The 17,341-nt window shown below is 65.9% G+C and carries 21 protein-coding genes; 13 read left to right on the top strand and 8 right to left on the bottom strand.

What is annotated here, in order from left to right; translation table 11 throughout:
- The first annotated feature begins 16 nt into the window (after positions 1–16).
- The 7 genes from ACTXPP_RS00980 to ACTXPP_RS00950 all read left to right on the top strand — a co-directional run bounded on the left by ACTXPP_RS00980 (position 17) and on the right by ACTXPP_RS00950 (position 4,692).
- Positions 17–1,207, top strand: a complete 1,191-nt coding sequence (locus ACTXPP_RS00980; protein ID WP_301520545.1) for a TerC family protein — start codon at positions 17–19, stop codon at positions 1,205–1,207.
- 218 nt (positions 1,208–1,425) lie between these two features.
- Positions 1,426–1,989: a CDP-diacylglycerol--glycerol-3-phosphate 3-phosphatidyltransferase gene (gene pgsA / locus ACTXPP_RS00975; RefSeq protein ID WP_301494981.1), complete on the top strand. Its 564-nt coding sequence runs from the start codon at positions 1,426–1,428 to the stop codon at positions 1,987–1,989.
- Between the two features lie 31 nt (positions 1,990–2,020).
- Complete coding sequence (locus ACTXPP_RS00970) at positions 2,021–2,614, top strand: CinA family protein (RefSeq protein WP_443340453.1); 594 nt, start codon at positions 2,021–2,023, stop codon at positions 2,612–2,614.
- On the top strand, positions 2,589–2,957 hold the full coding sequence (locus ACTXPP_RS00965; RefSeq protein ID WP_443340452.1) for a helix-turn-helix domain-containing protein: 369 nt from the start codon (positions 2,589–2,591) through the stop codon (positions 2,955–2,957). The genes ACTXPP_RS00970 and ACTXPP_RS00965 overlap by 26 nt, the downstream gene beginning before the upstream one ends.
- Before the next feature lie 64 nt (positions 2,958–3,021).
- A complete protein-coding gene (locus tag ACTXPP_RS00960) occupies positions 3,022–3,861 on the top strand; it encodes a PspA/IM30 family protein (protein ID WP_301494960.1) in 840 nt (279 codons plus the stop codon).
- Positions 3,862–3,984: 123 nt separating this feature from the next.
- Positions 3,985–4,164 carry a DUF1707 SHOCT-like domain-containing protein gene (locus ACTXPP_RS00955; RefSeq protein WP_301494958.1) on the top strand — a complete coding sequence of 60 codons (180 nt, stop codon included), beginning with the start codon at positions 3,985–3,987 and terminating at the stop codon, positions 4,162–4,164.
- A gap of 138 nt (positions 4,165–4,302) precedes the next feature.
- A complete protein-coding gene (locus ACTXPP_RS00950; protein WP_443340451.1) occupies positions 4,303–4,692 on the top strand; it encodes a hypothetical protein in 390 nt (129 codons plus the stop codon).
- 4 nt (positions 4,693–4,696) lie between these two features.
- Here the strand turns inward: ACTXPP_RS00950 and ACTXPP_RS00945 are convergent, their stop codons facing one another.
- Genes ACTXPP_RS00945 through ACTXPP_RS00935 form a run of 3 tightly spaced genes read right to left on the bottom strand, consistent with a single transcriptional unit; the run spans position 4,697 to position 6,633 of the window.
- Positions 4,697–5,326 carry an energy-coupling factor transporter transmembrane component T family protein gene (locus tag ACTXPP_RS00945; RefSeq protein WP_301494954.1) on the bottom strand — a complete coding sequence of 210 codons (630 nt, stop codon included), beginning with the start codon at positions 5,324–5,326 and terminating at the stop codon, positions 4,697–4,699.
- A complete protein-coding gene (locus ACTXPP_RS00940; RefSeq protein ID WP_301494952.1) occupies positions 5,323–6,015 on the bottom strand; it encodes an energy-coupling factor ABC transporter ATP-binding protein in 693 nt (230 codons plus the stop codon). Before ACTXPP_RS00940 ends, ACTXPP_RS00945 begins: the two co-directional genes overlap by 4 nt.
- On the bottom strand, positions 6,016–6,633 hold the full coding sequence (locus ACTXPP_RS00935) for a biotin transporter BioY (protein WP_301494950.1): 618 nt from the start codon (positions 6,631–6,633) through the stop codon (positions 6,016–6,018). It abuts the gene before it with no gap.
- 98 nt (positions 6,634–6,731) lie between these two features.
- Here ACTXPP_RS00935 and ACTXPP_RS00930 point away from each other — a divergent pair, with 98 nt between their 5' ends.
- The 3 genes from ACTXPP_RS00930 to ACTXPP_RS00920 all read left to right on the top strand — a co-directional run bounded on the left by ACTXPP_RS00930 (position 6,732) and on the right by ACTXPP_RS00920 (position 9,008).
- Positions 6,732–6,938 (top strand): DUF3046 domain-containing protein, encoded by a 207-nt coding sequence (locus tag ACTXPP_RS00930; protein ID WP_301494949.1) that lies wholly within the window; start codon positions 6,732–6,734, stop codon positions 6,936–6,938.
- Between the two features lie 235 nt (positions 6,939–7,173).
- The gene (gene recA, locus ACTXPP_RS00925; protein ID WP_301494947.1) at positions 7,174–8,340 is read left to right on the top strand and encodes a recombinase RecA; all 1,167 of its coding nucleotides are present in this window, start codon (positions 7,174–7,176) and stop codon (positions 8,338–8,340) included.
- Positions 8,341–8,345: 5 nt separating this feature from the next.
- The gene (locus tag ACTXPP_RS00920) at positions 8,346–9,008 is read left to right on the top strand and encodes a regulatory protein RecX (protein WP_301494946.1); all 663 of its coding nucleotides are present in this window, start codon (positions 8,346–8,348) and stop codon (positions 9,006–9,008) included.
- A gap of 55 nt (positions 9,009–9,063) precedes the next feature.
- On the opposite strand, the gene ACTXPP_RS00915 is transcribed toward ACTXPP_RS00920, so the two are convergent.
- From ACTXPP_RS00915 to ACTXPP_RS00900, 4 genes are read right to left on the bottom strand one after another with little or no spacing between them, the layout of a single operon-like run.
- Entirely contained in the window at positions 9,064–10,002 is a 939-nt protein-coding gene (locus tag ACTXPP_RS00915; RefSeq protein WP_301494944.1) for an amino acid ABC transporter permease, read from the bottom strand.
- Positions 10,002–10,691: an amino acid ABC transporter permease gene (locus tag ACTXPP_RS00910; RefSeq protein ID WP_301494942.1), complete on the bottom strand. Its 690-nt coding sequence runs from the start codon at positions 10,689–10,691 to the stop codon at positions 10,002–10,004. The genes ACTXPP_RS00915 and ACTXPP_RS00910 overlap by 1 nt, the downstream gene beginning before the upstream one ends.
- A 27-nt stretch (positions 10,692–10,718) precedes the next feature.
- Positions 10,719–11,642 carry a transporter substrate-binding domain-containing protein gene (locus tag ACTXPP_RS00905; RefSeq protein WP_443340450.1) on the bottom strand — a complete coding sequence of 308 codons (924 nt, stop codon included), beginning with the start codon at positions 11,640–11,642 and terminating at the stop codon, positions 10,719–10,721.
- A gap of 15 nt (positions 11,643–11,657) precedes the next feature.
- On the bottom strand, positions 11,658–12,386 hold the full coding sequence (locus ACTXPP_RS00900; protein WP_301497811.1) for an amino acid ABC transporter ATP-binding protein: 729 nt from the start codon (positions 12,384–12,386) through the stop codon (positions 11,658–11,660).
- A gap of 157 nt (positions 12,387–12,543) precedes the next feature.
- Here ACTXPP_RS00900 and miaB point away from each other — a divergent pair, with 157 nt between their 5' ends.
- Positions 12,544–14,154 carry a tRNA (N6-isopentenyl adenosine(37)-C2)-methylthiotransferase MiaB gene (gene miaB, locus ACTXPP_RS00895; RefSeq protein ID WP_301520894.1) on the top strand — a complete coding sequence of 537 codons (1,611 nt, stop codon included), beginning with the start codon at positions 12,544–12,546 and terminating at the stop codon, positions 14,152–14,154.
- Positions 14,147–14,989: an Rv2732c family membrane protein gene (locus ACTXPP_RS00890; protein ID WP_301497807.1), complete on the top strand. Its 843-nt coding sequence runs from the start codon at positions 14,147–14,149 to the stop codon at positions 14,987–14,989. The genes miaB and ACTXPP_RS00890 overlap by 8 nt, the downstream gene beginning before the upstream one ends.
- On the opposite strand, the gene ACTXPP_RS00885 is transcribed toward ACTXPP_RS00890, so the two are convergent.
- A complete protein-coding gene (locus tag ACTXPP_RS00885; protein ID WP_443340449.1) occupies positions 14,986–16,299 on the bottom strand; it encodes a DUF349 domain-containing protein in 1,314 nt (437 codons plus the stop codon). The genes ACTXPP_RS00890 and ACTXPP_RS00885 overlap by 4 nt on opposite strands.
- 79 nt (positions 16,300–16,378) lie before the next feature.
- Between ACTXPP_RS00885 and miaA the strand changes: the two genes are divergently transcribed.
- Complete coding sequence (miaA, locus tag ACTXPP_RS00880) at positions 16,379–17,338, top strand: tRNA (adenosine(37)-N6)-dimethylallyltransferase MiaA (RefSeq protein WP_301497803.1); 960 nt, start codon at positions 16,379–16,381, stop codon at positions 17,336–17,338.
- The last annotated feature ends 3 nt before the right edge of the window (positions 17,339–17,341 follow it).

Genomic DNA, 17,341 nt, shown 5'->3' with positions numbered 1-17,341 from the left:
GAGGCTTTAGCTGCCCATGGAAGTTAATACACTCACCTGGGCGATCACCATCGCCGTGATCGCCGGGTTCTTCATCTTCGACTTCTACGCCCACGTGCGTACCCCTCACTCCCCGTCGCTGAAGGAATCAGCGTGGTGGAGCCTGTTCTACGTCGCTCTGGCCTGTGCTTTCGGTGTCTTCCTGTGGTTCACCTGGGGTGAACCAGGCGACCCGCACGGCCACGGCATCGAGTTCTTCACCGGTTATGTCACGGAGAAGGCACTCAGCGTGGACAACCTGTTCATCTTCGCGCTGATCATGGGGTCGTTCAAGGTCCCCCGCGAGTATCAGCAGAAGGTCCTGCTCATCGGCATCGCCCTGGCCCTGGTGTTCCGTGGCGTGTTCATCGCCTTCGGTGCCGCCGCCATCGAGGCCTGGTCGGACGTCTTCTACATCTTCGGCATCTGGCTGATGTGGACCGCCTACACCGTCGTCCGCGACGAGGTCCGCGACGAGCCGGCCCGGGATCCCAGCGACATGAAGCTGATCAAGGTGCTCAACAAGGCGGTCCCGGTGGCCGACGAGTTCCACGGTGACAAGCTGATCGTGCGCAAACTGGGCAAGGTCATGGTCACCCCGTTGATGGTCTGCCTGGTCGCCATCGGCATGACCGACCTGATGTTCGCGCTGGATTCGATCCCGGCGATCTACGGCATCACCCAGGAGCCCTACATCGTCTTCACCACCAACGCCCTCGCGCTGCTGGGACTGCGTCAGATGTACTTCCTGTTGGACGGACTGCTCGACCGCCTGGTCTACCTGCCGTACGGCCTGGGCATCATCCTGGCCTTCATCGGTGTGAAGCTGGTGCTGCACGCACTGCACGAGAATGGCCTGCCGTTCATCAACGGCGGCGAGCCGGTCTCCGGTGCTCCTGAGGTCGAGACCGTGACCTCCCTGTTGGTCATCGTCGGTGTGCTGGTCGTGACCATCATCGCCAGCGTCCTGAAGTCCAGGAAGGACGGTGAGGACGGTGAGAACGCCGGCGCTGCCGAGACCGACGCCGACACCACCTCGGACGCTGTGTCGGAGGCACCGGCCGACGCTGACACTGACTCGAAGGTTGAGTCCACCGTCGCGTCCGACGCCGAGGTTGGTATCGGGAATGACGCCGGTACGGACACCGGATCCGGATCCGATGACGGATCCGCCACCACGAAGAACTGACACCACGGACTGAAAGGCACAGTGACCGGCGCACATGCCGGCACGTGAGTCGACACCGCCGTCGTTCCGACGGTGCGAATCGCGAGTCGGGTGGCTGTCTGAGTAGGATATGGGACGTGCAAGAAACTCACGACGGGAACCAGCCAAGCGCAGAAGACCGTACGCAGGACCCCGGGGGTGACCTCACCGGCGTCACGCGGTCGGCGTTCGGCCGTGCGGTGCACCGCTACAGCATCCCCAACGTCCTGACCACGATCCGGATCGCCCTGATCCCGATCTTCGTCTGGCTGCTCGTCGCGGCCGGCCCGCTGGACGGTACCCGGGAACTGGACACCGCCCTGCGCTGGTGGGCATTGTTCGCGTTCTGCCTGCTGATGATCACCGACCAGCTGGACGGCCACCTCGCCCGCAAGTACGAGGTCATCACCGACTACGGCAAACTCGCCGATCCGATCGCCGACAAGGCCTTGATGATTTCGGCGATGGTCACCCTGAACATCCTGGGCGACCTGTGGTGGTGGGTGACCGTGGTCATCGTCGTGCGCGAGCTGGGGATCACCGTCTGGCGGATGGTCCTGGCCCGTCGTGGCAAGGTCGTGCCCGCCTCCAAGGGCGGCAAGCTCAAGACCGTGCTGCAGACCCTGGCCATCGCCATGGTTCTCGCCCCGCTGCCGGACTGGACGGACTGGATCACCATCCCGCTGGTCCTGCTGGCCGTCGCGGTCACCGTGGTGACCGGCATCCAGTACCTGCTGGATTCCCGGAACCGTTCGGACAGCTGAACGGACACCTGAGGTGCCTTCGCCCGAGACCGTGACCGCGACCGTTGCCCGCGAGTTCGTCGCGGCTGCGGAGGAGCGTGGGTTGACGGTCGCCACGGCTGAGTCGTTGACGGCTGGGCGTATCGCGGCCACCATCGCCGACGTCCCGGGAGCCTCGGCGGTGCTGCGTGGCGGACTCATCGTCTACGCCACCGACCTGAAAGGCACCCTGGCAGGGGTCGACGCTGATCTGCTGGACCGGGTCGGCCCGGTTCATCCGGAGGCTGCCGCCCAGCTCGCCCGCGGAGCGGCACGGGTCTGCGGGGCCGATCTGGGGGTGGGGGTGACAGGGGTCGCCGGCCCCGACGCCCAGGACGGCCACCCGGTCGGGGAGGTCTACCTCGCCGTCAGTGTGTTCGCGCAGGCCGACTGCCCGGACCAGGGCACAGTCGTCCATCGTCTGGATGACCGGTGGCACTCCCCGGCCCAGGACATCGGGGCACGGGAGGCCATTCGGAGGGCCACCACGATCCGTGCCCTCGAACTGCTCACCACGCAGGTGGCGGGTGGTCTAGAATTGAAGGGGAACAAACCAGCCCCCACATCCGTTGGAGACGGTGATGGCAAAGCACACTTCGGTCCTTGAGAAAGAACGCCCCGACGTCGACCTGGCGCAGATGGGCGCTGTTCCTGAGCCCGTCGCCGAGCCGCTGTTGCGGGAGGCTCTCGGCGCGACGTTGCGCGGCTTCCGTGAGGATGCCCACCTGACACTCCGGCAGCTCGCCGTCCAGGCGAACGTGAGTCCCGGTTACCTCTCCGAGCTGGAACGTGGCCGCAAGGAGGTCTCCTCTGAACTGCTCGCCAGCGTCTGTGAGGCGCTGGGGGTCCGGGTGTCGCAGACGATCATCGAGGCAGCCTCGATGATGGCACTGGACGCAGCGGCGGCGGAGCTTACGGCGGCAACGCAGGTCACCGTTCCTACCCGCTGATATACTTTTCCCGGTAACAACCCCGACACCAACCCATGCCTGTGACTAGGAGACTGTAGGACCAATGGCAAACCCGTTCGTGAAAGCCTGGAAGTACCTCATGGCACTGTTCGACTCGAAGATCGAGGAGAACGCCGATCCCAAGGTGCAGATCGAACAGGCCATCCAGGAGGCGCAGCACCAGCACCGTCAGCTCTCCCAGCAGGCCGCCGCGGTCATCGGCAACCAGCGTCAGCTGGAGATGAAGCTGAACCGCCAGCTCTCCGAGATCGAGAAGCTGCAGTCCAACACCAAGCAGGCTCTGACCCTGGCGGACAAGGCTCGCGCTGAGGGTGACAACGACAAGGCCGTGCAGTACGAGAACGCTGCCGAGGCCTTCGCCGCCCAGCTGGTCACCGCCGAGCAGGGTGTCGAGGACATGAAGCAGCTGCACGACCAGTCGCTGCAGCAGGCCGACCAGGCGAAGAAGGCTGTGGAGCGCAACTCCATGCAGCTGCAGCAGAAGGTCGCCGAACGCACCAAGCTGCTGAGCCAGCTGGAGCAGGCCAAGATGCAGGAGAAGGTCGCCGACTCCCTGCAGTCGATGGACAAGGCCTCCGGCGCCTCGACCCCGAACCTGGACCAGGTCCGCGACAAGATCGAGCGTCGCTACGCCAACGCGCTCGGCCAGGCCGAGCTGGCGGAGAATTCCGTGCAGGGCCGCATGGCGGAGGTCGAACAGGCCGGCGTGCAGATGGCCGGGCACTCCCGCCTGGAGCAGCTGCGTGCCGAGATGGGTTCCGGCTCCGACCAGGCTGCCGTGGCCGGTGGCGAGAACAAGGCCATCGACCAGGCGCAGCCCGATGCGCAGTCCGTGTCGAATGACGCGGTCGCCCAGAAGATGCGCGAACTGCGCGGCGAGTAGTCGCCTCTGATCCGGGGTGACCCGGATGATCCGTCGACGGCCCGGTCCCTGTGTCAGGGGTCGGGCCGTCGTCGTTTCCTCGGGAAGAAATGCGAAGGGGAGTCGAGGGTACTCTGGTGAAGTATGGGCACTGAAACCACCCCCGGCAACGGGGACGATCGCAGTCGGCCGATCCGGGCCACGACCGAACAGCGTGAGCGTGTGCTCAGGGAACTGTCGGAGGCGACGGCACGGGGACAGCTGGAGATCGGCGAGTTCGACGAGCGTTCCGCCCAGGCCTGGAAAGCCCGGTCAGCGACGTAGCTGGCCGATCTGCTCGATGACATCCTGCCTGATCCGATGGGAATGGTCACCGGTGCGGCACTGCCGCGCACGGACGTCCCGGTCACCAGATTCTCTGACCATGTGACTCCCGTGGTCAGCGGACCTGGTAGCGCGAGGGTGACAGGGGAGGCCGGCGCCAGGTGGACCGTGGCGGTGTTCTCCGGGGCGGAGAAGAAGTCCGGCTGGACCTGTGCCGCCTCACACAATGCGGTCTTTGTGTTCGGTGGCGGGCTCATCGACCTGCGTGAGGCAACTTTCGAGGCCTGCGAGACGGTGATCACCGTGTATGTGGCGTTCGGCGGGGCACAGATGCTGGTGCCTGAGGATGTCCGCGTGGAGGAGCACGGGATCGGAATTTTCGGCGGGTTCGAAAGCAACACGTCCAAGAAAGTCAGGACGCACAACCGTGACCTTCCTGCGGACGTACCGGTGGTGCGGGTACGAGGCGCCGCTGTCTTCGGTGGCGCTGAGGTGAAACGAGTGCCTGTTCGCCCCCGCAGGAGCTGAGGTTTCAGTCGGCCGCACCACGGGCGCGCAGCGCATCGGCGATCGCCCGGGACCGCAGGATCGTCCGCACCACGATAGGCACCCCGAAAGCGGTCAGGGAAGCGCTTGTCGAGCGGGAACCCCGGGCCCGACGAGCGTCGAGGACCTCGTTGACCGCCTGGACCTGCAGCGGGATCAGCCGGATGGTCAACGTCATCGCCAGGGCGACCTGGTCGACCGGAACACCGATACGGGCGGTTGGGGCGAGGATCCGCTCGAAGGTCTCCATCAGTACAGAGACCCGTGTGGTCAGGGTCAGTAGGATCGCCGCGGCGATGGCGGAGAGCAGGACCAGGAACATCGTCAACGCCTGCTCGCCGTCGGTACGCCACCACAGCATCAGTGCGATGAAGATCAGCAGCGGCAACGCCCCGGACAACTGACGGACGAAGAGTCTCGCCGGGATCCTGGCGACGGCAGCAGTCAGCACGACCATGCCCACGCTCACCGCAGCCCACTGCCAGGTGGAGACGAAGATCGCGGTGCTCAGGATGAACACGGTCAGGACCAGGAGCTTGATCCCGGCCGGGGCACGGTGGACCACCGTGTTTCCGGGGGAGTAGACCCCGAGTGGGACGCGGGAGGTGCTGATCATTGTTGGCACACCTCGTTCATCCGTCGGATGTAGCGGTCGATGACCTCGCCGGGCTGGCCGTCGTCCACGACCTGGCCGTTGTCGATGCACAGGGTACGCTCGGCGTCGGCGGCGAGTTCGAGATCGTGGGTGACCATGATCAGCTGCTGCGGCAGGGCGTCGAAAGTGCGACGCAGCCGATTGCGGTTGACCAGGTCCAGCAGGCATGACGGTTCGTCGGCGACGATGACCTGCGGAGTCAGGGCCGTGATCGAGGCCAGCGCGAGCATCTGCTTCTCACCGCCGGAGAGCAGGTGCGGGGACTGCTCGTTCTTTCCGGCCAGGCCCACGGCGGCGAGGGACTCGTCGACTTTCGTGGCGATCTCCTCGCGCGACAGGCCGGATCCACGCAGTGAGAAGGCGACGTCCTCGGCGACGGTAGGCATGATGATCTGGTTGTCGGGGTCGGAGAACAGGAAGCCCACGGCACCGCGAACCTTGCGGCCGCGGCGTCCCACCTCCACCCCGTTGACCTGTACGGTACCGCTCGTTGCCGGTGTGAGGGCGTTGATCATACGGATCAACGTCGATTTGCCGGAGCCGTTGGCGCCGATGATGCTGATCCGCTGTTCGGTGAGGTCCAGGGTGACCGGTTCAAGCAGGGTGGTGCCGTCGACCTGGACGCCTGCATGATCGAAAGTGACCGTCATCTAGGCCGCGACCTTCTCCTCGCTGGCGGAACGGTCCGGCTGACGGGGCCCGCGGGACGGTGCGAGGTCCGGGATGGCGCGCAGCACCGCCGCGGCGATCAGGGCGGCGGCGACGACCTTGATGATGTCGCCGGGGATGAAGGCACCATTGGAGGTCAGGGCACCGACGAAGTCCATGCCGGTGCGCAGCATCAGCCCGATGGTTCCGCAGATGTACTGCACGACCACTCCGACCAGGCCGGCGATGGTGAACACGACCAGGCGTCCCGTGTTCGAGCGCGGAGCGAGCTGGGCGATGAGACCGATGACCACGGCTGCGACGATGTAGCCGAAGATGTAGCCGACGGTCGGGCCGGACACCGCGGCGATCGCGGGCTTCCAGCCGGCCATGTTCGGCACGCCGACGAAGCCGACGGCGATGAACAGCGTGACGGCGAGTCCGCCGCGCTTCCATCCCAGGATCATGGCGGCCAGTGCCACGCCCATGTTCTGCAGGACGATCGGGACACCAAGGGCTCCGATCGGGACGGTGATGCCGCCGAGCACGATGATCAGGGCGGCGAAGGCCGCGATCAACGCAATGTCGGCGGCTGTGGAACGGGAGGATGGTGTCGTCATGGAAAGAACTTTAGCCGGTTCACTGTACGGCGTTCAACACAGTGTCCGTGGTGCCTGCCCGTGCTGCCCGGAGTGTGCGGTCTGTTAGCGTGGGAGTCATGAGACGCACCGAGTTCGACAGGTTGGTCACCGGGGAGTTCGGCGATTCCTTCGGTACCTGGATCGCCGGTAGTCATGTCCTGCAGTCGCTCGGACGGACATCGGCCGAGTTGATCGAACAGGGGCACGATCTTCGGGAGATCTGGCTGTCGTTGTGCGATGATTTCGATGTCCCGTCGGACCGGCGGTTGGGCGAGGACCTGTGAGCTGACCTGTAAGTTCCGATCATGCCGGTCGGGTGTTCGACTTACTTTCGGCCCAATTGCGTTGATCGAACACAGGTTCGTGTATTCTCGTTGGTGTCCGCCCTGCACGGTAGAAATGGGGACCAGAACGTTGGCCCGGGATCACCGCTGACGGGAACCCCGGCACTACCGCCGGAGTCTATCTCCGGTAAAGGCCCGCTGACTGAACCAAGCACCGAACGAATCGAGGACTGAGATGGCCACCAGGAAGAAGACCGCTGCAGCCGGAAACGCCGCCAACGACCGGCAGAAGGCGCTCGATCTCGCGATGTCGCAGATCGAGAAGGATTTCGGCAAGGGGGCGGTGATGCGTCTGGGTGACGACAACCGCCCGCCGATCCAGGTGATCTCCTCCGGCAACATCGCCATCAACGTGGCGCTGGGTATCGGAGGATTCCCGCGCGGCAGGGTCGTGGAGATCTACGGTCCGGAGTCCTCGGGTAAGACCACGGTGGCCCTGCACGCCATCGCCGAGGCCCAGCGGGCCGGTGGCATCGCCGCGTTCGTCGATGCCGAGCACGCCCTGGACCCGGACTACGCCCGGAAGCTCGGCGTGGACACCGACAACCTGTTGGTGTCCCAGCCCGACACCGGTGAGCAGGCACTCGAGATCGCCGATATGCTGGTTCGTTCCGGCGCCATCGACATCATCGTGGTCGACTCCGTGGCGGCACTGACCCCGAAGGCCGAGATCGACGGCGACATGGGTGACAGCCACGTCGGCCTGCAGGCCCGCCTGATGAGCCAGGCGCTGAGAAAGATGACCGGTGCCCTGCACCAGACCGGGACCACCGCGATCTTCATCAACCAGCTGCGCGAGAAGATCGGCGTGATGTTCGGTTCCCCGGAGACCACCACCGGCGGTAAGGCCCTGAAGTTCTACGCCTCGGTGCGTTGTGACGTGCGCCGGATCCAGACCCTCAAGGACGGTCAGGATGCGGTGGGCAACCGTACCAAGATGAAGATCGTCAAGAACAAGGTCTCCCCGCCGTTCAAGATCGCCGAGTTCGACATCCTCTACGGTGAGGGTGTGTCCCGTGAAGGATCGATCATCGATCTCGGTGTCGACAACGGCATCGTGAAGAAGTCGGGCTCCTGGTACACCTACAAGGGTGACCAGCTGGGGCAGGGCAAGGAGAAGGCCCGTGAGTTCCTGAAGACCAACCCGGACCTGTGCGCCGAGATCGAGGACAAGATCATGCAGACGCTGCAGGCTGGTCCGTACGCCGCGAAGTCCGGTGCCGTCGCGGCCGAGTCCGACGAGATGGACGTTCCGGGCATGGAGTCCGGTGCCGGCGCAACCGACCCGGACAATGTGCCGATCAGTGTGGTGCCGACCTTCGACGACGAGGACGATGACTAAGTCCGATGACTGAGTTCGCCTCCGACGAGCCTGGCATGGGCCACGGCCCTGACGGCCAGGGGAAGACGGTGGAGAAGGTCAGGGCGCTGCAGGAGGCCATTGCCGCGGTCCAGGCTGACGGTGGTGCCGAGCCGATCGTCGACGCCCTGCTGGAGGAACGGCTGGCACCGTTGAAGGCCAAGGCCCAGCGTCTGGTCAGCCACCGCGACCGCTCTGTGCACGAACTCCGGCAGCGATTGGGGGAGGTCACCTCGTCCGATGGCACACCAGTCGATACCGAATTGGTGGAGATGGTGGTCGAACGGTGCATCGCCAACGGCATGGTCGATGACCAGCGGTTTGCTTACGAGTGGGTCCGGCAGCGTCAGTACAACAAGAAGAAGTCGGTGTCCGCGCTGCGCCGCGAACTACACGACAAAAAGGTCCCGGCAGACATCATCGAGGATGCGCTGTCACAGGTCGACCAGGACGAGCAGGACGAGATCCTGCAGTCACTGGTGACGAAGAAAGCGGGCACCGTGAAAACGGTGCCCGCTGACCGGGGGGAGTACGACAAGGCACTGCGCCGCATCGTCGGGGTAGCTGCCCGCCGGGGGTTCCCGGAGGGCCGTAGTCTCACCGCCGCCCGGGCCGCGCTGGATGAGCGCATCTCAGAACTCGGCGGCTGAACCGCCGGGCCCAGGCGAGATCCCGCCGGGGCAGGAGATCATCGGCCCGGCTTGCCTAGTCAGTGCCGGGACGTAGGTCCTTGTGCCCTTCGGCGTGCCAGTCGACATTCACGCTGTCCTTGGTCTCCAGGCCCTGGTCGGGCTGGTGGGGGACCTTGGCAACGATATTGCGGCGGGCACGCCCCGCACGCAGCTGCTGCTCGATACGCTCCGCCAGCTTCGACAGACCGAAGTTGATCAGGATCATGATCGCAGCAACAGCCAGCAGCGCCGGCAGCATCGCACCGTAGAACTCGCCGAGCTGACGCCCCGACCGGACGACCTCGACGAAGCCGATGGCGTAACCCAGCGCCGAATCCTTCAGCGCAATGACCATCTGGGAGACGATTGCCGGCAGCATCGCGGCCACGGCCTGCGGCAGCAGGACCTTGCGCATCGTCTGGCCCCAGGACATGCCCAGGGCGTAGGCAGCCTCGGACTGGCCCTTCGGCAGCGACTCGATACCCGAGCGCAGCACCTCGGCGATGACCGAGCCGTTGTACAGCGTCAGAGCGAAGACCACGGCCGCAAGACCCAGGTACTGCGACGGGAAGACCCCGTAGAAGCCGAACACGGCATAGCCGAAGAGAATCAGCACCAGCACCGGAATGGAACGGAAAAGCTCGACGACGATGCCGCAGAACCAACGCACCGCGCGATTCGTCGAGAGTCGTCCGATCCCGAACACGGCACCGAAGATCAGGGAGAAGACGATCGACAGCAGTGCTGCGCCGATCGTCGCCAACAGACCCGGGAGAATGTAGGTGGTCCAGGTGCTGCCCTCGAGGAAGATGTTCCACTTGTCGGCGTCGAGCTGACCGCCGTCGTTGAGCTTCCACAGCACCCAGGCCAGGATCGCCAAGAGGGCGATGGTGGTGATGACCGTCAGGATTTTGTTGAAACGCACCGCCCGGGGGCCGGGGGTGTCATAGAGAACTGTCGCACGTGCAGACATCAGCGCTTCACCGCCCAACGCTTACCCGCCCAGCCGAAGAACAGGCCGGTCGGGAGGGTGAGAATGATGAAGCCTGCCGCGATGATCGCGGTAATGACGAACAGGTCACTGGCATAATTCTCCGTCATGGTCTTCATCAGCAGCGACGCCTCGCCGACGCCGATGACTGAGGCGATGGTGGTGTTCTTGATCAGGGCGATCAGGGTGTTGCCCAGCGGAACGATCGCGCCACGGAACGCCTGGGGGAAGACGACGTAACGGAAGTTCTGCATGAAGCCCAGGCCCAACGAGCGGGCGGCCTCAGCTTGACCGAAAGGCACCGTGTTGATGCCCGAGCGCAGCGACTCGGCCACGAAGGTCGAGGTGTACAGGATGAACGCCAGCACCGCGAGTCGGAAGTTCTGCTGTTCGACGAAAGCACCACTGCTCTCATTCGCCAGCAGCAGATTCAGCTGGTAGTACAGGCCCATGGTCATCAGCAGGGCGACCAGGGTCAGGGGGGTGTTGCGCACGATGTTGATGTACGCGGTGGAGACGGTCCGCAGGATGCCCATCGGGCAGACCCGCATCGCCGTGAGGATCACGCCGAGGATCAGGGCGCCGATCGCTGACCAGAACGACAGCTTGATCGTCACCCAGAACACCGGGAGCAGTTCGGGGCCCATTTCGGCCCATAGATCGGGATTCATGTTGTTCTACCTCCTTCTTCCTTCCGGTCAGGACTCTTCTGTGAAGGAGAGGTCGCCGATATTCGGCTTGGGGCCGATCTCGAAATCTTCACCGAGGTTGTCGCGTGCCATGGTCTCGAAGGCGCCGGAGTCGTGCATCTCCTCCAGTGCCTCGTTGACGGCATCGACGTCCGCGTCGTTGCCCTTGGGCAGGCCGATGCCGTAGTTCTCGTCGGTCCAGTAGGAGCCGTCGTCGTTCTGCAGTTCGATGACCTGGAACTCGTCGCCGTAGCGTTCCAGGAAGCGCTGCGCGAAACCGGCCAGGATGGTCGTGTCGGTGGTGGTGGCGTCCACCACCCCCTGCTTCACACCTTCGGCGCAGGCGGCGTAGGTGTCGAACTCCTGGAGCTGGACCCCGGGGAGCTCCGCCTTGACCTGCTGGGCCGGGGTGGAGCCGGAGACCGAGCACAATCGGGTGCCGTCGGCGACGTCCTCCAGGCCCCTGATGGCATTGTCGGCATCGATCAGCAGTCCCTGGTGGGTTACCAGGTAGGGCCCGGCGAAGTCCACGGCGTCCAGGCGTCCGGCGTTGATCGAGTAGGTGGCGGCGATCATGTTGACCTCGCCGTTGCTGATCAACTGCTCACGCTGGGCGGAGGGGGTTTCGCGCCAGGTGATGTCCGGCATGTCCCAGCCGTTCTTGTCCGCGATGTACTTGACCACGTACTCGGAGACCTCGACGTCCAGACCGACGAACTCCTTGTCCGGGGTGCGCTCGCCGAGACCGGGCTGGTCGTACTTGGTGCCCAGGGTGACGCTGCCGTCACGGATGTCGTCGAGCAGGGAGCGCGGTTCGGTGCTGCCGCAGGCCGCCAGGGCCACGACCCCGGCGGCGGCGACCACCGTCGCGGTGACCCGCCGGAGCACGCCGGTGCGTCCTCTCGTGGATGAATGTGTCTTCAGATTCCTCACGGTCAGATCGCCTCCCTAGTGGCCGTGGATCTTGGCCAGGAAGTCCTTGGCGCGATCCGACTCAGGGTTGGTGAAGAAGGTCTCCGGATCGGTGTCCTCGACGATGGCACCGTCGGCCATGAACAGGATCCGGTCGGCGGCCTTGCGGGCGAAGCCCATCTCGTGGGTCACCACGACCATGGTCATACCGCCGGCGGCGAGGTCGGCCATGACGTCCAGCACCTCGTTGATCATCTCCGGGTCAAGCGCGGAGGTCGGCTCGTCGAAGAGCATCACCTTCGGCTCCATGGCCAGGGAGCGGGCGATGGCCACGCGCTGCTGCTGGCCACCGGAGAGCTGGGCGGGATACTTCTCGGCCTGGACGGCGATGCCCACGCGGTCGAGCAGCCGGTCAGCGGCCTTGTTGGCCTCCGCCTTGGGGGTCTTGCGGACCTTCAACGGTCCCAGGGTGATGTTGTCCCGGATGGTCATGTGGCTGAACAGGTTGAAGGACTGGAAGACCATGCCGACTTCCGAGCGCAGCCGGGCGAGGTCCTTACCCTCCTCAGGCAGGAGCTCACCGTTGATGTGGATCTCTCCGCTGTCGATGGTCTCCAGGCGGTTGATCGTGCGGCACAACGTGGACTTACCGGAACCGGAGGGGCCGAGAACAACGACGACCTGGCCGGCCGGAATATCGAGGTTGATGTCCTTCAGGGCCTGGAAGTCCCCGAAGTACTTGTTCACCCCACTCAACTCGATCATGGTGGCATTCTCGTTAACTGTCATAGGCGAAGTCTACTGCTGTGGTGGGTCGAAGGGGGAAACCAAAAAGGGACTTCACGATGAAGAATGTGTAAATCCGAGGATTCGGCAGGTAGTGGCACCTCGACTAGACTGGGCCGACGTGGCTGATACCCCAATCACAGCAGAGAAGACCAGCGACTACAGGGCCGATGGCGCCGGAGTGCCGCGCACCTACGAGGTGCGGACCTTCGGCTGCCAGATGAACGTCCACGACTCCGAGCGACTCTCGGGGCTTCTGGAGGACTCCGGTTACGTGTCGGCGAGCCGGACCGGTGCGTCCACACCCGACGTGGTGGTCTTCAACACCTGCGCGGTGCGTGAGAACGCCGACAACCGGCTCTACGGCACCCTCGGGCAGCTGAAGAAGGTCAAGGACGCCCACCCGGGGATGCAGATCGCCGTCGGCGGTTGCATGGCGCAGAAGGACAAGGACACCGTCGTCGCCAAGGCCCCGTGGGTGGACGTGGTCTTCGGCACGCACAACATCGGTTCGCTGCCGGCACTGCTGGCACGCAGCGCCCACAACCAGCAGGCCGAGGTGGAGATCCTCGACTCTCTGGAGCAGTTCCCCTCGGTGCTGCCGGCCAAGCGCGAGTCCGCCTACGCCGGCTGGGTCAGCGTGTCGGTGGGCTGCAACAACACCTGCACCTTCTGCATCGTGCCCTCGTTGCGCGGCGCGGAGCAGGACCGGCGCCCCGGCGACATCCTGGCCGAAGTGCAGGCACTGGTCGACCAGGGGGTCACCGAGGTCACGCTGCTGGGCCAGAACGTCAACGCCTACGGCGTGAACTTCTCCGACCCCACCCTGGAACGTGACCGTAGCGCCTTCTCGAAGCTGCTGCGGGCCTGCGGCGAGATCGAGGGCCTGGAGCGGCTGCGTTTCACCAGTCCGCACCCGGCGGAGTTCACCGACGACGTCATCGAGGCGATGGCCGAGACCCCGGTCGTCTGCCCGCAGCTGCACATGCCGCTGCAGTCCGGCTCCGACAAGGTGCTCAAGGAGATGCGCCGGTCCTACCGCTCGAAGCGGTTCCTGGGGATCCTGGACAAGGTACGTGACCGGCTGCCGGACGCGGCGATCACCACCGACCTCATCGTCGGCTTCCCGGGTGAGACCGAGGAGGATTTCCAGGAGACCCTGCGGGTCGTCGAGGAGTCCCGCTTTAGCAGCGCCTACACCTTCCAGTACTCGCCGCGTCCCGGCACCCCGGCCGCCGGGTACGCCGACCAGGTGCCGAAGGCTGTGGTGCAGGACCGCTACGAGCGACTGATGGCACTGCAGGACCGGATCAGTGCCGAGGAGAACGCCGCCCAGGTCGGACGCTGCGTCGAACTGCTGGTGCAGGACGGTGGGGGACGTAAGAACGCCGAGACCAAGCGCATGTCCGGACGTGCCCGCGACGGCCGCCTGGTGCACTTCGACCCCGGTGAGGTGCCGGTGCGTCCCGGTGACATCGTCGAGGTTACCGTGACCGGTTCGGCCCCGTTCTTCCTGCTGGCGGATTCCGGGGTCCACACCCACCGCCGGACCAGGGCGGGGGACTTGTCGGAGGCAGGGACGGTGCCGACCACCGCTCCCATCCCCACCACCGGTGCCGGACCGGGTGCTGGCACAGTGGTGGGAGTTGGACTTGGGCTGCCGGGGATCGGACGCCCCAGTGGTTCCACACAAGACCTGGGACTGACCCAGGCAGGAGCATCACAGGGAGGATGCGGCTGTGAGTGATAGGGCGAGCAAGAAGGCCAGCAAGAACGCCAGCGGCACTGATGTCGCGAAGGCCAGCGACACAGACGCTGCGGCGGCTGACCGGCAGGAGATCAACTCCCGCCGGGCGGCGGCGATCGACAAGCACATCGCCGAGCTGCAGGAGCAGAACGGTGGTGACCTGGCCCGCGCCGAGCGTGCGGCGGCGGGGACGATCGTGCTGGGTGGCGCCCTGCCGATGCTGCTCTGTGGCGGGATCCTCATGCTGGTGGTGATGTTCATGCCACACTCCGGTTCCGTCCACACCTATGACGTCCTGCTCAACTCCGATCGGGCGCAGGCCTTCGTGACGACGCTGCCGGAGCGGATCTACGCCTGGCTGTCGCTGGTCGGTGGCGTGCTTCTGACCTTCGGTACGGTGTTCTCCCGCTCGTCCCTGGTCGCCTGGGTGAACTGGATCGTCTGCGGGATCGGCTGGGTCTACGCGGTGCTCGCCATCGGTATGCGGCAGTCCCGACCACCGACAGAGCCGGGAGAGGGCCCCGGTATCGCCCTGATCCTGGGGTTCATCGGGATGGTGTTCATCTTCATCACGCTGTCGAGCCGCCTGCTGCGTCGTGGCGCGGTGCAGAAGGAGATCGCAGCCCGCCGACGCACCTTGGCCGACCAGGACGAGGAGTCCCGGGCCAAGCAGCTGGTGCTGCGCACCGGCCTGGCGCCGGTGGTGGCCGAGGATCTCGCCAACCCGGCCGACAACCGACGGAACCGTGTCCGGGCCCGACGGGAGTCGCAGGCCACGGGGCAGTCCACGTCGGAGTCGGCACCGGAGTCATCGTCGACCGACGAGCAGCACTAGTCCTCGGCAGCCTGGGCCGCCGTCTTTGCCCACTCGGCCCACTGGTCGGCCTGGTCGCGAAGCTCGGCGGCCTTCTTGGCACGACCGGCCTTCTCCGCATCCTCGGCCGAGGACCGCAGCTGATCGACCTTCGCCTGGAACTGGGCGACACGTGCCTCGACCTCAGGGTCGGTACGGCGCCACTGCTGCTCGGCGAAATCGGCGACGCGGGATTCCAGGACTCCGATCTTTTCGTCGAACTCGCGCACCCGGGCACGCGGCACGAAACCGATCTCGTCAAACTTCTCCTGTAGTTCCCGCAGCACCTCACGTGCCCGGTCCAGGCCGGACTCCGGGTCGATCTTCGCGTCGTACTCGTCGAGCAGCGCCTGCTTGGCCACAGCATTGTCCTCGAACTCGGCGTCCTTACGGCGGTTGTCGGCGTCCTTGGCCCCGAAGAAGTGGTCCTGGGCGGCACGGAACTGCGCCCACAGCCGATCATCATCGGCACGCTGCGCCCGACCAGCGGCCTTCCACTCACCCATCAGGTCACGGTAGGCACGTGCGGTCTCGTTCCAGTCCGTGGAGTCCTGCATGGCCACGGCGCGGGCGACGAGGTCCTGCTTGCGACGCTTCACCGCCCCACGCTGCTTGTCTAGGTCGGCGAAGTGTGCGCCGCGCCGCTGGTTGAAACTCTCCCTCGCGGTACGGATCCGCTTCCACAGTGCATCGTTGACGACCCGCTCGCCGCCACCGAGGGTGCGCCACTCATCGACGATGGCACGCATCCGGTCGCCGTCGGCCTTCCAGTTCTCGCCCTCGGCGGCGATGCGCTCGGCCTCGACGGTGAGCTCCTCGCGACGCTGCGCCGCCTGGCTGACCACTTTCCCGGCACGTTCCAGGATCCCGGCCAGGCGGGTGTCCAGGGCAGGCACGTCGCCGAGGATGTCCGCGGTGGGCAGACTCTCCTGGATCCGGGTGGCGTCGGCACTGATGCGCTCGACCTCCTCCGGGTGACTCTCGAGCCGGGCGTCAAGCAGGCCGACCTCGGTGGCGACGTCGGCGTAGCGGCGTCCGAAGTGGGCCAGGCCCTCCTCCGGGGTACCGGCCTGCCAGACGCCGATCTGCCGCTCCGGCGGGCCGGTGAGCCACACTGCACCGTCGTCGTCGATGCGTCCGAACTTGGCGGCGACCTGCGGGTCGGCGTAGTCGGGGCCGGTGGCGGCAGCGGGGGCCGTCGGGGACGCAGCCCCGGCAACTGTCGCGGGAGTCGGGCGCTTGCTGGTGCTCACGTTCTGTCCAGGCCGGGGACCCGGCTTCGGGGCGTTCATCGATGATCCTCACCGTCGGTCGTCTGGTTTCCTGCCAGTATGTCAGAGCGGCCCCGGCCGCCCCGTAGAATGGTCATCCATGACCACCACACGCAGCTCCTCCGGCGCCCCGGTGCCTCCCCGTCCGGTGGCGGTGGTCGGGCCGACCGGGTCCGGTAAGTCGGAGGTCGCCCTGGCCATCGCCGAAGCAGCCGATGGTGAAGTGGTGAACATCGACTCGATGCAGCTCTACTCGGGCATGGACATCGGCACGGCGAAGCTCCCGGTGGATCTGCGTCGGGGGATCGTGCACCACCAGTTCGACGTCCTCGACGTCACCGAGACCGCCTCGGTGGCGGCATACCGGGACGCCGCGGTGGCGGACGTGGAGGACATCCGGAAACGCGGGCGCACCCCGGTGATCGTCGGGGGGTCGATGATGTACGTCCAGGCACTGCTGGACGAGTGGGATCTGCCGCCGACCGATCCCCAGGTCCGCGCCCGGTGGGAGGCGGAACTCCAGCGGATCGGTGTCGAGGCGCTGCACCAGAGGCTGGGGGAGATCGATCCGGAGGCCGCCAAGGTCATCGAGACCCGCGACCCGCGCCGTACCGTGCGCGCCCTGGAGGTCATCGAGCTCACCGGGCGTCCCTTTGCCGCTTCGCAGCCACCGAAAGACCGTCCCACCCGCTGGGACACCAGGATCATCGGGCTGGCCGCCGACCCCGCGTGGCTCAATCCGCGACTGGAGGCCCGGGTGCAGACCATGTTCGACGCCGGGCTTCTCGACGAGGTTGCCGCACTTCGCGCCCGGGGCTTACGACGGGACTCCACCGCCGGCCAGGCGATCGGCTACGCCCAGGTCCTCGACCATCTCGCCGGTGAGCTGAGCCTGGACGAGGCCGTGGAGCAGACGGTGATCGGCACCCGGCGGTACGCCCGCCGGCAGCGGGCCTGGTTCCGCCGCGATCCACGTATCGAGTGGTTCGACGCTGCGGAGCCCGGGGTGACCGACCGGATCGTGGCCGCGGTGACCACCCCCGCCTGGACCGGCGACTAGACT

It is taken from the genome of Candidatus Corynebacterium faecigallinarum, assembly GCF_052264515.1.
Classification (GTDB): domain Bacteria; phylum Actinomycetota; class Actinomycetes; order Mycobacteriales; family Mycobacteriaceae; genus Corynebacterium; species Corynebacterium faecigallinarum.
Note: the sequence above shows the minus strand (reverse complement) of the source record. Positions and strands in the feature narration are given on the sequence as shown.